This window comes from Pseudomonas sp. PMCC200344 (assembly GCF_030053095.1).
In the GTDB taxonomy this organism is placed as follows: domain Bacteria; phylum Pseudomonadota; class Gammaproteobacteria; order Pseudomonadales; family Pseudomonadaceae; genus Aquipseudomonas; species Aquipseudomonas svalbardensis.
In genome coordinates this window covers 3,998,232-4,010,816 of sequence record NZ_CP125618.1, presented here as the reverse complement: position 1 = coordinate 4,010,816, position 12,585 = coordinate 3,998,232, and the positions used below count along the sequence as shown (strand labels likewise).

The 12,585-nt window shown below is 60.0% G+C and carries 17 protein-coding genes; 7 read left to right on the top strand and 10 right to left on the bottom strand.

The window, feature by feature from the left end:
* The first annotated feature begins 34 nt into the window (after nucleotides 1–34).
* The 5 genes from lolA to cysG all read left to right on the top strand — a co-directional run bounded on the left by lolA (nucleotide 35) and on the right by cysG (nucleotide 5,203).
* Entirely contained in the window at nucleotides 35–658 is a 624-nt protein-coding gene (lolA, locus tag QFW87_RS18320) for an outer membrane lipoprotein chaperone LolA (protein WP_008154853.1), read from the top strand.
* 157 nt (nucleotides 659–815) lie between these two features.
* The gene (locus QFW87_RS18315) at nucleotides 816–2,138 is read left to right on the top strand and encodes a replication-associated recombination protein A (protein WP_283188470.1); all 1,323 of its coding nucleotides are present in this window, start codon (nucleotides 816–818) and stop codon (nucleotides 2,136–2,138) included.
* The gene (gene crcB / locus QFW87_RS18310) at nucleotides 2,138–2,512 is read left to right on the top strand and encodes a fluoride efflux transporter CrcB (RefSeq protein ID WP_008154847.1); all 375 of its coding nucleotides are present in this window, start codon (nucleotides 2,138–2,140) and stop codon (nucleotides 2,510–2,512) included. Before QFW87_RS18315 ends, crcB begins: the two co-directional genes overlap by 1 nt.
* A gap of 15 nt (nucleotides 2,513–2,527) precedes the next feature.
* Nucleotides 2,528–3,808 (top strand): serine--tRNA ligase, encoded by a 1,281-nt coding sequence (gene serS / locus QFW87_RS18305; protein WP_283188469.1) that lies wholly within the window; start codon nucleotides 2,528–2,530, stop codon nucleotides 3,806–3,808.
* Nucleotides 3,809–5,203, top strand: a complete 1,395-nt coding sequence (gene cysG, locus QFW87_RS18300; RefSeq protein WP_283188468.1) for a siroheme synthase CysG — start codon at nucleotides 3,809–3,811, stop codon at nucleotides 5,201–5,203.
* Between the two features lie 115 nt (nucleotides 5,204–5,318).
* Here cysG and QFW87_RS18295 read toward each other — a convergent pair whose 3' ends face one another.
* The 6 genes from QFW87_RS18295 to tusD form a co-directional block, all read right to left on the bottom strand.
* A complete protein-coding gene (locus tag QFW87_RS18295; RefSeq protein WP_283188467.1) occupies nucleotides 5,319–6,320 on the bottom strand; it encodes a glutathione S-transferase family protein in 1,002 nt (333 codons plus the stop codon).
* Between the two features lie 90 nt (nucleotides 6,321–6,410).
* Nucleotides 6,411–7,412, bottom strand: a complete 1,002-nt coding sequence (locus QFW87_RS18290) for a glycosyl transferase family protein (RefSeq protein WP_283188466.1) — start codon at nucleotides 7,410–7,412, stop codon at nucleotides 6,411–6,413.
* Nucleotides 7,409–7,744, bottom strand: a complete 336-nt coding sequence (locus QFW87_RS18285) for a TusE/DsrC/DsvC family sulfur relay protein (RefSeq protein ID WP_046049415.1) — start codon at nucleotides 7,742–7,744, stop codon at nucleotides 7,409–7,411. Before QFW87_RS18285 ends, QFW87_RS18290 begins: the two co-directional genes overlap by 4 nt.
* On the bottom strand, nucleotides 7,741–8,034 hold the full coding sequence (gene tusB / locus QFW87_RS18280) for a sulfurtransferase complex subunit TusB (protein ID WP_283188465.1): 294 nt from the start codon (nucleotides 8,032–8,034) through the stop codon (nucleotides 7,741–7,743). Before tusB ends, QFW87_RS18285 begins: the two co-directional genes overlap by 4 nt.
* Nucleotides 8,034–8,396: a sulfurtransferase complex subunit TusC gene (tusC, locus tag QFW87_RS18275; protein ID WP_283188464.1), complete on the bottom strand. Its 363-nt coding sequence runs from the start codon at nucleotides 8,394–8,396 to the stop codon at nucleotides 8,034–8,036. Before tusC ends, tusB begins: the two co-directional genes overlap by 1 nt.
* 1 nt (nucleotide 8,397) lies before the next feature.
* Nucleotides 8,398–8,790: a sulfurtransferase complex subunit TusD gene (tusD, locus tag QFW87_RS18270; protein WP_223430577.1), complete on the bottom strand. Its 393-nt coding sequence runs from the start codon at nucleotides 8,788–8,790 to the stop codon at nucleotides 8,398–8,400.
* A 317-nt stretch (nucleotides 8,791–9,107) separates the two neighbouring features.
* Between tusD and QFW87_RS18265 the strand changes: the two genes are divergently transcribed.
* Nucleotides 9,108–10,037, top strand: coding sequence for a transposase (locus QFW87_RS18265; protein ID WP_283180508.1), 930 nt, complete (start codon nucleotides 9,108–9,110; stop codon nucleotides 10,035–10,037).
* A 178-nt stretch (nucleotides 10,038–10,215) separates the two neighbouring features.
* On the opposite strand, the gene QFW87_RS18260 is transcribed toward QFW87_RS18265, so the two are convergent.
* The 3 genes from QFW87_RS18260 to QFW87_RS18250 are packed head-to-tail and all read right to left on the bottom strand — an operon-like array spanning nucleotide 10,216 to nucleotide 11,554.
* Complete coding sequence (locus tag QFW87_RS18260) at nucleotides 10,216–10,920, bottom strand: YoaK family protein (protein ID WP_283180849.1); 705 nt, start codon at nucleotides 10,918–10,920, stop codon at nucleotides 10,216–10,218.
* 35 nt (nucleotides 10,921–10,955) lie between these two features.
* On the bottom strand, nucleotides 10,956–11,285 hold the full coding sequence (locus QFW87_RS18255) for a DUF6388 family protein (protein ID WP_283180848.1): 330 nt from the start codon (nucleotides 11,283–11,285) through the stop codon (nucleotides 10,956–10,958).
* A 20-nt stretch (nucleotides 11,286–11,305) separates the two neighbouring features.
* Nucleotides 11,306–11,554 (bottom strand): hypothetical protein, encoded by a 249-nt coding sequence (locus tag QFW87_RS18250; RefSeq protein ID WP_283188463.1) that lies wholly within the window; start codon nucleotides 11,552–11,554, stop codon nucleotides 11,306–11,308.
* A 161-nt stretch (nucleotides 11,555–11,715) separates the two neighbouring features.
* Between QFW87_RS18250 and QFW87_RS18245 the strand changes: the two genes are divergently transcribed.
* Nucleotides 11,716–12,066: a hypothetical protein gene (locus QFW87_RS18245; RefSeq protein WP_283188462.1), complete on the top strand. Its 351-nt coding sequence runs from the start codon at nucleotides 11,716–11,718 to the stop codon at nucleotides 12,064–12,066.
* Nucleotides 12,067–12,071: 5 nt separating this feature from the next.
* Here the strand turns inward: QFW87_RS18245 and QFW87_RS18240 are convergent, their stop codons facing one another.
* Nucleotides 12,072–12,500, bottom strand: a complete 429-nt coding sequence (locus QFW87_RS18240; protein ID WP_283188461.1) for a GNAT family N-acetyltransferase — start codon at nucleotides 12,498–12,500, stop codon at nucleotides 12,072–12,074.
* Between the last annotated feature and the right edge of the window lie 85 nt (nucleotides 12,501–12,585).

Below are 12,585 nucleotides of genomic sequence, written 5' to 3'. Positions count from 1 at the left end.
GCCATCGCACCCCACGAATGTTATGAGGACTCCCATGCGTCTTATCCGCATGCTGTTGCTGCCGGTTTTGGCTTTGACCACACTCTCGGCCCACGCCGATGACAAGGACGTGGCGCGTCTGACCCAATTGCTGGAAAAATCCCAGACCCTGACCGCGCGTTTCTCCCAGCTGACCCTCGACGGCAGCGGCACCCAATTGCAGGAAACAGCGGGGGAAATGTCCTTGCAGCGTCCTGGCTTGTTTTACTGGCACACCAACGCGCCGGCCGAACAAACGATGGTCTCCGACGGCAAGAAGGTGACGTTGTGGGATCCGGACCTGGAGCAGGCCACCATCAAGAACCTCGATCAGCGCCTGACCCAGACCCCGGCGTTGCTGCTGTCCGGTGACGTGTCCAAGATCAGCCAGAGCTTCGACATCAGCGCCAAGGAAGCCGGTGGCGTGATCGACTTCACCTTGAAGCCGAAAACCAAGGACACCCTGTTCGACAGCCTGCGCCTGTCGTTCCGTAACGGCCTGGTCAATGACATGCAGATGATCGACAGCGTCGGTCAGCGCACCAACATCCTGTTCACCGGCGTGAAAGCCAACGAACCGATTCCGGCGTCCAAGTTCAAGTTCGACATCCCTAAAGGGGCGGACGTGATTCAAGAGTAAGACGCATAACCTGTGGGAGCGAGCCTGCTCGCGATAGCGTCGTGTCAGTCAACATTGATGTTGAATGTAATGCCGCCATCGCGAGCAGGCTCGCTCCCACAGGGATCAGCGGGGTACAAGTTATTGGCTGATAGTCAGTGAGGTTTCATAAGTAGTGATGGACCTGTTTCGCAGTGCCCCGATTGCTCAGCCTTTGGCCGCCCGTTTGCGCGCGGCCAATCTGGACGAGTACGTCGGTCAGGAGCACGTGCTCGCTCGCGGCAAGCCTTTGCGCGAAGCCCTGGAGCAGGGTGCCCTGCACTCGATGATTTTCTGGGGCCCGCCGGGTGTGGGCAAGACCACCCTGGCACGGCTGCTGGCGGAAGTCTCGGATGCGCACTTCGAAACGGTTTCGGCGGTACTGGCCGGCGTAAAGGAAATCCGTCAGGCGGTGGAAATCGCCAAGCAGCAGGCCGGGCAGTACGGCAAGCGGACCATCCTGTTCGTCGATGAAGTGCATCGCTTCAACAAGTCCCAGCAGGATGCGTTCCTGCCATACGTCGAAGACGGCACGCTGATTTTCATCGGCGCAACCACAGAAAACCCTTCGTTCGAACTCAACAACGCGTTGCTCTCCCGGGCGCGTGTCTACGTGCTCAAAAGCCTCGACGAAGCGGCCCTGCGCAAACTGGTGCACCGCGCGCTGACCGAAGAACGTGGCCTGGGCAAGCGGCAACTGACCCTCAGCGATGAAGGTTTTCAGATGCTGCTGTCGGCCGCCGATGGCGATGGCCGGCGTCTGCTCAACCTGCTGGAAAACGCCTCGGACCTGGCTGAAGACAACAGCGAGATCGGCGTTGACCTGCTGCAAAGCCTGCTCGGTGACACCCGCCGGCGTTTCGACAAGGGCGGCGAAGCGTTTTACGACCAGATCTCTGCGCTGCATAAGTCGGTGCGCGGCTCCAACCCGGACGGCGCGTTGTATTGGTTTGCCCGCATGATCGACGGCGGTTGCGATCCGTTGTACCTGGCCCGGCGCGTGGTGCGCATGGCCAGCGAAGACATCGGCAACGCCGACCCGCGCGCCTTGAGCCTGTGCCTGGCGGCGTGGGAAGTGCAAGAGCGCCTCGGCAGCCCGGAAGGCGAATTGGCGGTGGCTCAGGCCATCACCTATCTGGCCTGCGCACCGAAGAGCAACGCGGTGTACATGGGGTTCAAAGCCGCCATGCGCAGTGCAGCCGAACACGGTTCGCTGGAAGTGCCGCTGCACCTGCGCAACGCGCCGACCAAGCTGATGAAGCAACTGGGTTACGGCGATGAATACCGTTACGCCCACGATGAACCGGACGCTTACGCCGCTGGCGAAGACTACTTCCCGGAAGAACTCGAGCCACAACCGTTCTATCAGCCGGTGCCGCGTGGCCTGGAGCTGAAGATCGGCGAGAAGCTCAATCACCTCGCGCAACTTGACCGTCTCAGCCCCCGGCAGCGGAGAAAATAGTGATCCCTTTGATCGTTGCCGTTTCTGTGGGCGGTATCGCCGGAACGCTTTTACGCTTTGCCACCGGTAACTGGATCAACGCTAATTGGCCGCGGCACTTCTATACCGCGACGCTGGCCGTTAATATCGTCGGCTGTTTGCTGATCGGCGTTCTATACGGTCTGTTTTTAGTACGCCCGGAGGTGCCGATTGAGGTGCGCGCCGGGTTGATGGTCGGCTTCCTCGGGGGGCTGACGACTTTTTCATCTTTTTCACTGGATACGGTGCGTCTGCTGGAAACCGGGCAAATACCGCTGGCTTTTGTCTATGCTGCCATCAGCGTATTCGGCGGGCTGCTCGCTACTTGGGCTGGCCTGTCCTTGACCAAACTTTGATAACGAGAGACCGACATGCTCGATTCCAAACTGTTACGTAGCAACCTTCAGGACGTAGCGGACCGCCTGGCATCCCGTGGCTACACGCTGGATGTTGCGCGCATCGAAGCGCTGGAAGAACAGCGCAAGACCGTCCAGACCCGCACCGAAGCACTGCAGGCTGACCGTAATGCGCGCTCCAAATCCATCGGCCAGGCCAAGCAGCGCGGCGAAGACATCGCGCCGCTGATGGCCGACGTCGAGCGCATGGCGAACGAGTTGAGTGACGGTAAAGTCGAGCTGGACGGGATCCAGACCGATCTGGACTCGATCCTGCTCGGCATCCCGAACCTGCCGCACGAATCCGTGCCGATCGGTGATGACGAAGACGGCAACGTCGAAGTGCGCCGTTGGGGCACCCCGACCGCGTTCGATTTCCCGGTTCAGGATCACGTCGCCTTGGGCGAGAAATTCGGCTGGCTGGACTTCGAAACTGCCGCCAAGTTGTCCGGTGCCCGTTTCGCCCTGTTGCGTGGTCCGATTGCTCGTATGCACCGCGCCCTGGCGCAGTTCATGATCAACCTGCACACCAGCGAACACGGTTACGAAGAGGCCTACACGCCTTATCTGGTTCAAGCGCCGGCGCTGCAAGGTACGGGTCAGCTGCCGAAGTTCGAAGAAGACCTGTTCAAGATCACTCGCGAAGGCGAAGCCGATCTGTACCTGATTCCGACCGCCGAAGTGTCGCTGACCAACATCGTCGCTGGCGAAATCGTCGATTCGAAACTGCTGCCGATCAAGTTCGTCGCCCACACCCCATGCTTCCGTAGTGAAGCCGGTGCCTCGGGTCGCGATACCCGCGGGATGATCCGTCAGCACCAGTTCGACAAAGTCGAGATGGTCCAGATCGTTGAGCCGTCGACGTCGATGGACGCGCTGGAAGGCCTGACGGCCAACGCCGAAAAAGTCCTGCAACTGCTGGAACTGCCTTATCGCACGATTGCCTTGTGCACCGGGGACATGGGCTTCAGCGCGGTCAAGACTTACGACCTGGAAGTGTGGATCCCGAGCCAGGACAAGTACCGTGAGATTTCGTCGTGCTCCAACTGCGGCGACTTCCAGGCCCGTCGTATGCAAGCGCGTTTCCGCAACCCGGAAACCGGCAAGCCTGAACTGGTTCACACCCTGAACGGTTCCGGCCTTGCGGTCGGTCGTACCTTGGTCGCGGTGCTGGAAAACTATCAGCAGGCCGACGGTTCGATCCGAGTGCCGGACGTGCTGAAACCTTACATGGGTGGCCTTGAGGTCATCGGCTAAATGGACTATCTGCCGCTGTTCCATAACCTTCGCGGCAGTCGTGTCTTGGTCGTTGGCGGGGGGGAGATTGCCTTGCGCAAATCCCGCCTGCTGGCCGAAGCCGGTGCGCTGCTGCGGGTGGTCGCACCTGAAATCGAACCGCAACTGCGCGAACTGGTTGCCGGCAGCGGTGGCGAGTGTCTGGTGCGAGGCTACGTTGAATCGGACCTGGACGGTTGCGGGCTGATCATCGCCGCCACCGACGACGAACCGCTGAACGCGCAAGTCTCTGCCGATGCCCATCGGCGTTGTGTGCCGGTCAACGTGGTGGACGCGCCAGCCTTGTGCAGCGTGATCTTTCCGGCGATCGTCGACCGTTCTCCTTTGATCGTAGCGGTCTCCAGCGGCGGCGACGCGCCGGTGCTGGCGCGGTTGATCCGCGCCAAACTGGAAACCTGGATTCCTTCCACCTACGGTCAGCTGGCCGGCCTGGCAGCGCGTTTTCGCAGCCAGGTCAAACACCTGTTCCCGGATGTGCAGCAGCGTCGGGCGTTCTGGGAAGATGTGTTCCAGGGTCCGATTGCCGACCGGCAACTGGCCGGGCAGGGCGCCGAAGCCGAGCGCTTGATGCTGGCGAAAATTGCCGGTGAAGCGCCGACTGCAACGGGCGAAGTCTATTTGGTGGGCGCCGGCCCGGGTGATCCCGACCTGCTGACCTTCCGTGCCTTACGTCTGATGCAGCAAGCCGATGTGGTGCTGTATGACCGCTTGGTGGCGCCCGCGATTCTGGATCTGTGCCGTCGCGATGCCGAGCGGGTTTACGTCGGCAAGCGTCGCGCCGATCACGCCGTGCCACAAGATCAGATCAACCAGCAACTGGTGGATTTGGCCAAGCAAGGCAAGCGGGTCGTGCGGTTGAAGGGCGGTGATCCGTTCATCTTTGGTCGCGGCGGTGAAGAGATCGAAGAGCTGGCGGCCCATGGCATCCCGTTCCAGGTGGTGCCGGGTATTACGGCCGCCAGCGGTTGCGCGGCGTACGCCGGGATTCCACTGACTCACCGCGATTACGCGCAGTCGGTGCGTTTTGTCACCGGGCACCTGAAGGACGGTTCCACCGATTTGCCGTGGGCCGACCTGGTTGCACCGGCACAAACCCTGGTGTTTTACATGGGGTTGGTGGGCTTGCCGATCATCTGCGAGCAATTGATCAAGCATGGTCGCGCAGCGGATACGCCGGCGGCGTTGATCCAGCAGGGCACCACCGTCAATCAGCGGGTGTTTACCGGAACCTTGGCGGACCTTCCACGGCTGGTGGCGGAGCATGAAGTGCATGCGCCGACGCTGGTGATCGTTGGGGAAGTGGTGCAATTGCGCGAGAAACTGGCGTGGTTCGAGGGCGCTCAGGCGCAGGTCTGAAGACCGAGTCGCCTCCTTCGCGAGCAGGCTCGCTCCCACAGGGGATTTGTGAACGACACAAATCAAATGTGGGAGCGAGCCTGCTCGCGAAGGGGCCTTGAGACCTGAATAAATCTTAAGCTCTGCGCCAAACCCCTTTCCCGCTCAACCGCTCGCGATCATGCGGCGCCATGAAATCCTGCGCCGGCCCTTTAGGCACGATCCCGGTCGGATTGATGGTCTTGTGGCTGCCGTAGTAGTGATTCTTGATGTGCTCGAAATCCACCGTCTCGGCAATCCCCGGCCACTGATAAATCTCCCGCAGCCAGTTCGACAGGTTCGGGTAATCGGCAATCCGACGCAGGTTGCACTTGAAGTGCCCGTGATACACGGCATCAAAGCGAATCAACGTTGTGAACAACCGAATATCAGCTTCAGTCAGGTATTCGCCGGTCAGGTAACGATTGGCGCCCAATAGCTGTTCCAGCCGATCAAGCTCCTCGAACAACCCGTCGAACGCCTCTTCATAAGCCTTCTGCGACGTGGCAAACCCTGCGCGATATACGCCATTGTTCACCGCCGGATAAATCCGTTCGTTCAGTGCATCGATCTCGCCCTGCAGCGGCGCCGGGTAGAAATCCATGTCATTACCCGTCAAATCATCGAAGGCGCCATTGAACATGCGGATGATCTCCGCCGATTCATTGTTGACGATGCGATTTTGCTGTTTGTCCCATAGCACCGGCACCGTGACGCGGCCGGTGTAGTCGGCGGTATCGGCGGTGTAGCGCTGGTGCATGAAATTGAAATGATCGAGCTTGTCGCCGGTCGATCCGAGGTTCTGGTCGAAGGTCCAGCCGTTTTCCAACATCAACCAACTGACCACCGAGACGTCGATGAGGCTTTCGAGGCCTTTGAGTTTGCGCAGGATCAGCGTGCGATGCGCCCATGGACAGGCGAGGGACACGTAGAGGTGATAACGACCGGCCTCGGCCGCAAAGCCACCGACACCTGTCGGGCCGGGTTTGCCGTCAGCGGTCAGCCAGTTGCGACGCTGCGCCTGTTCACGCTGGAACGCGCCGTCCTTGCTGCTTTCGTACCACTGGTCATGCCAGCGACCTTCAACTAACAAACCCATGTTCAAGACTCCTCAATCAATAAGCGTTGGAGAGGAGTCTATTCGCATAGGTTCGATAAAAAAGCGCAAAGGGTGGGCGCTTATGATCGGTTAAATCGATCTGTCCCGAGCATCCCAGTACTGCTGGGCGGTTTCGAAGGCGTGTTCGCGGGATTGGCCGAGGCCCCGCAAGGCCAGGGCCATTGTCGAGATCAGCGCCATTTGCGGGTAGCTGTCGACCACGTCGCCACGCCACACGGCTTTCAGGTGTCCGGGATCGAGCGCGGCCGGTTTGACGTGGCGCTGGCTCGACAGTTGAGGCCATTCCTCATCCCAGCTTTCGCCACCGGTCGTACCGTACAAGTGACTGTCGGCGTCCGGGTTGATCTCGATTTCGCCGCCGTCGCCTTTCACCACGATCGCGGTGTCGCTGAGCAAGCCGCTGGCATCACGGTGCACGGCCTGGTAACCGGGGTGGAAAATGCTTTGCAGGCCACAGCGAGCACCCAGCGGGTTGAGAATCCTCGCCAGGGAGTGGATCGGCGAACGCAGGCCCAGGGTGTTGCGCAGGTCGATCATGCGCTGAAGTTGCGGCGCCCAATCCACCAGCGGCATGAAGGCCAGACCGCCGTTATCCAGTGCGTCGCCGACCTGCTGCCAGTCGCGGCACAACGGAATCTTCAACTCATCCAGCAATTGTTCGCTATAGAGCCGACCCGCCGTGTGCGCGCCGCCGCCATGCATGAAAATGCGCAGACCATTTTGCGCCAGGCATTTGGCCGCCAGCAGATACCACGGCAGATGACGCTTCTTGCCGGCGTAGGTTGGCCAGTCCAGATCCACATTCAACGTGGGTGCCTGTAAACGTTCGCGCAACGCTTCGGTAAAACCCGCCATCTCCTCGGCGCTTTCTTCCTTGTGCCGCAACAGCATCAGGAACGCGCCGAGCTGGGTGTCCTCGACCTTGTGGTCGAGCACCATGCCCATGGCTTCGCGAGCTTCCTCGCGGGTCAAGTCGCGGGCGCCGCGTTTGCCCTTGCCGAGAATGCGCACGAACTGGGCGAACGGGTGTTCGGCGGGTGTTTCGAGGGTCAGCGCTGGGTAGTCGGTCATAAGCAATTCGTCGGTTTGGGCAGGCCCGCCAGTTTCGCGGCGAGTTTGGCAGGGGTGCCTTTGAACAGTCGGTTCAGGTGCAGGCTATTGCCCTTGTCCGGGCCCAGCTTCAGCGCGGTGTACTTGATCAGCGGACGAGTGGCCGGCGACAACTGGAATTCGGCGTAGAAACTGCGCAGCAGTTCGAGGATTTCCCAGTGTTCGGGGCTCAACTCGATGTCTTCGGCGGCGGCCAGTGCGCTGGCCACGTCGGTGGACCAGTCGCTCAGTTCGACCAGGAAACCGTCCTTGTCCAACTCGATGGCGCGTGCGCCGACCGTCAGTGAGTTCATAGCCAACTGTTGACCTTGTCATAGTGAATCGACAGCTCGACGAAGGCCGGGTAATCGATAGCCTTGGCCGTGTCAGGAATCTCCAGCGCGCGAGCTTGGGCGTCTTCGATCAGTACGAACAGTTTCAGATTGCGGGCGTTCAGTGCATTGAACGGCGCGGTGCCTGGTTGCAACGCATAAACCGCGTCGCCGGTCAGCAGCAACGCATCGTCAGCGCCCATCAAGCGCAGGCAACTTGTCAGGCGATCGTCGCCGAACGGGGAATGAGACAACACATGCAAAGTCGACATCAGAGGGTGATCACCTGGTCGTAACGGTCAATAAGTGCGGTGATTTCGTGGGCGGCCAGCACCTGCGCTTCTTCGAGCGACAAACCAGCCGGGTCCAAGCCCCGTTCTGCAACGCTGTCGCCACAGACAAACAGCTCGTCGACACCGAACATCGGCAAGGCTTGCAGGTTGGCGCTCAGGTCCTTCTGCTGGAGGGCCTTGGCATCCTGTTTCGCGGCGAGCTGGAACACCCCGTCATCGAGAAACAACAGGCCGATCGGCAGATCAAAGGCACCGCCGGCCAGCACGATGTCCAGCGCTTCGCGCGCACTCGGCCCGGACCAAGGCGCCTGACGGCTGATAATCAGCAAGGATTTAGCCATCTCACGCGCCTCCGAAACAGATCAGGCGGTCAGCATCCTGCACCGCGTCATGCAATTGGCCCAGACCAGACAATTCCCACGGCGCGCCCACCGCAACGGCTTCACGCTGATAGCGCCCGGCTTCTTCTTCGTTCAACACGCCACGACGCAGGGCGGCTGCGATGCACACGACGCCGTCCAGTTGATGTTCGGTGACGAAATTGCGCCATTGCTTGGGCAAGTCCTGTTCATCCTGCGGCGTGACCACGCTTGCGGAGGCGTTGTAGACGCCGTCCTGATAGAAAAACAGCCGGACAATCTCATGCCCACCGGCCAGCGCAGCCTGAGCAAACAGCAGGGCGCGGCGCGAGGAGGGCGCATGGGCGGCGGAAAACAGCGCGATGGCGAACTTCATGACGGACTCGATCAGTAAAACTGCGGCCATGATAAAGCTTTATCGCCGGGGCGGCGAAGGGCGTTTGCTCGTAGACCGAGTCGCCCCTTTCGCGAGCAAGCCCGCTTGTGTCTTGGGCAGGAATTAGACTGAGGGTGAGAGCGGTGAGTGGCAAGCTGAATGCCCGGAGTGCTTAAAGCACGTGTGGGAGCCCATGCTGCCATTCACCTCTCCGCTCTGGTTATTGAGCCCGAACAGTTGAACGAGCCGACCTCGAACATTACAAGCGTGGTGCCCAGCCAGAGTGCTCTCACCTTTGAGTGTAAGAGGGATCGGCTATGTTTTCCTGCGCAGGCATCGATGTTTCCAAAGATACCCTTGAAGTTCGGATTAACCCGCAAGACGTTGGCGCGAGTCACCTCAATACCGCCAGTGATTTCCTTGCGCTGATTGACTGGTTAAAGCGCTATCAGGTCAGCCGCGTATTGCTGGAAGCCACCGGCGGCTATGAGCGAGAGGTCATGAAAGCGCTTCAGGCTGCCGGCTTCGAAGTCTTGCGGATCAACCCTCGCCGAGCCAGGGATTTTGCCAAGGCCATGGGGCAGCGCGCTAAAACCGACCCGATAGATGCGCGGCTGCTCGCGCAGTTTGCCGAAGTCATAAAGTCGCCAAGCAACCGAATCACCAGCCCTGAACAGGACAATTTGCGTGCGCTGGTACAGCAGCGCGAAAATTTTGTTCAGCAGCAAGGCGACGATATACGGCGCCTTAAAACAGCCTCTGCTGACACGGTAAAACCCTGTCTGCGAAGTCATATCGACTATTTATGCCAAGCCATAAAGTCGATAGAAAAGCTGATCCGTCAAACTGCTAAAGACCTGGACAGTGATAAAACGGCCCGTTTGTGCTCGGTCAAGGGTATAGGGCTCGTGACGGCAGCCAGCTTGATGGCCTACTTACCCGAGCTGGGCGAGGTTGGACGGCACGAGATTGCAGCGCTGGCAGGCATAGCCCCCTACAACGACGACAGTGGCAAGCATGAAGGCCCCCGCCACATTAGCGGCGGCAGGTTTGCTGCGCGTCGGGCAATGTACATGGCGTGCTGGGTGGTGATTCAGCGACAGCCTGAGTTCAAAGCGCGGTATGACGCACTGCGTCATAAGGGTAAATGCGCAAAAGTAGCGCTCATCGCCTGTATGCGTGTGTTGTTGATACGGCTGAACGCCATGATCCGAGACCGAACCGAGTGGAAAGAACCCTTGGCCTAAACGGGTCGCGGTGTTCCTGTAGGGCATCGCATGGCCTAAAGCTGTGGGAGTTCAGCTGTCTATCAATATGCTTTCAAAATAAAGGTCATCAAGACAGTTGCTCCCACTTGGAATGCATTCTCCTGTGGGAGCGGGCTTGCTCGCGAAAGCGGACTAACGGGCAACGTAAATGTTGGATCTAACGAGGCATATACCCCAACTGCCAACGCCGCGGGATTTTCAGCGACAGCAGCCCGATGGCGCCGGCCAGCAGACCGCTGACAAACAGGGCCCTGAGCCCCAGGTGATGTTCCAGCACGGCACCGATGACCGCGCCAGCAAACATCCCGGTCCAGGGGATCAGTTGCACGCGCCAACCGTTGCGCCGTTCGCCGAGCATCCAGCGTCCCAGCCCACGGCCGAAGCGCGACAGGGCGCCGGTGACGTAGGTCAGGCCGACCGGCAGGCCGTTCACTTCTTCCACGGCAGCATTGAGCATGCCCATGGCGATGATCGCGGCCAGCAGCGCTGGTAGTTGTTCATCATAGGGCCAGGCAGCGGCGCCGCAGAGCAGCGTGGCGATGCACAGCAGCAAGGGCAGCGCCCGGCGACCGCCGAGGCGGCTGACGACAATCCCCAAGGCGTTGCCGACGATGAAGGTGCCCACGAGGATCACCAGGCGCAAGGTCAGGCCCAGGTCGCCGTCGCTGATGGCGACGGCGAGGCGGGTGGTGTTGCCGCTCATGAACGAGACGAAATCACCGCTGGCCATGAAGCCGATGGCGTCGGTCATGCCCGCGAGCACCGACAGGCTGGCCACCAGCGACATGCCAATGCGTCCGCGCCATTTGCGGGTATGCAGATGGCCTGGACTGGCGCGATCAGTTGAGAGGGATGGCAACATCAGCGGAGGTCGTCCTCAGGCAGTGATCGAAATGGTCACTTACTCAATCCATATAACTCGCAATACTCCAGCCAGTCCATGCCGGCCATCTCGGCCACTTCCTTGTGCACTTCCAGGCGCTGTGCCTGATAGTCCTCGGGCGTCGTGGCGGTCAGTTGCAGCGTCAGCTCCCAGGCAAACAATCCCAGACGCTCGGCCTCGGCTTCGAAGGCTTCATGCAAGCGGTCCTCGCGGTACTGCGCCGTGGTCTCGCCCTTGGCCTGAGCCAACAGCGGGTTGAGGTTGTCGAGTTCGACGCGCAGTTCAGGGCGCTCATCGAGAAACTTCTTCAGCGCTTGCTCGTGTTGCTGTTCGGTTGCCGCCATGGTCGCTCCTTGAGGCTGGATTACGAAGTCTGCTTCTTGCTGGCCTTGGCCGCTGCTGCCAGGCACTCGAGGGCAAACTGCTCGGGATACGTCATTTGAATCGGCGTGGTTTCACCTTTGACGGTTCTTTCGCCGTCGAGGATGTAACGAATCCGCTTGTCGGTGACGCCAATTCGCTTGGCAATCCAGGACGGCGTCTGACCGATCTGGCTGATCAGCTTGTCGGCATATTCAGCGGTCGGTTTGTAATATTCGGCGTTGGGTGTCATGACCTTTCCAGAAAATAAGCCCGGAAAAACGGGCGATGCGGTGTTAATGGCGCGACAGGGTGCGCGAATCGTCACTCGGTGTCGCGGTATAAATGAAGTAAAGCAGAACGATACGCCGTGCCGCGGTGATACAGTCCGCTTTTTCTTGATGAGCGAACGCAATGCGAATTCTGATGGTGGCGCTGGCCGTAACGTTGCTGGCGGGATGCGCCGGCTCGGCGATGAACGATGCCCGCACTGGAACCCCGTACAAAACCCTGACGTCGGACAAACCGGAAAAAGTCGTCGCCCAGTGTGTGCAGTTTTCCTGGCAGGATGAGGCGGTATTTGGGGTCGATGCGGGTGCGTATTTGCAGCCTGGCAAGAAGGGTGGTTCCACCGTTTACACGCGCTCGGCGGAGTCCTTTGTGGACGTGACGACTGACGCTTCGGCAACCGTGCTGAATTATTACGCGCAGCATGATGACTTTGTGGCCAAGCGCCGACTCGCGGCGCTGGCGACCTGCTTGTAAGCCGTTTAGCTATTGATCAGGCGCTTCTGGAAAAAGAAGCGTTTGTGACCCGGCGGATAGTCAGCGATCTGGCCTAACTCGCTGTAGCCGAGTTTCTTGTAGAACTCTGGCGCCTGGAAGTCGAAGGTGTCGAGCCAGACCCCGACGCATTCCTTCTCCCGAGCCAGGTCTTCGGCCATTTGCATCAGCTTCGAACCCATGCCCTGACCCCGGGCCTGTTCCGGTACCGACAGCAACTCGATGTACAACCACTGGTAAAACACCCGGCCATAGAGCCCGCCGAGGATCTCGTCGTTGTGGTCGCGTACCAGCAAGGCAATCGGCTCCGGCACCGTGACGCCGGCCTTTGAGGCGTTATACGCACGCAACGGCAGCACGATCGCATGTTCCTCGGCATCCGTGGGGTTTTGCGACTGCTCGATTCGCAGGGTCATCAGCTATTTCCTTATGGCTTGAGTGGACAACAGCCTCAAGCCTATCGCGGTCAGCGGTCGTTGTTCCAGCCCATGAGGCGGAACC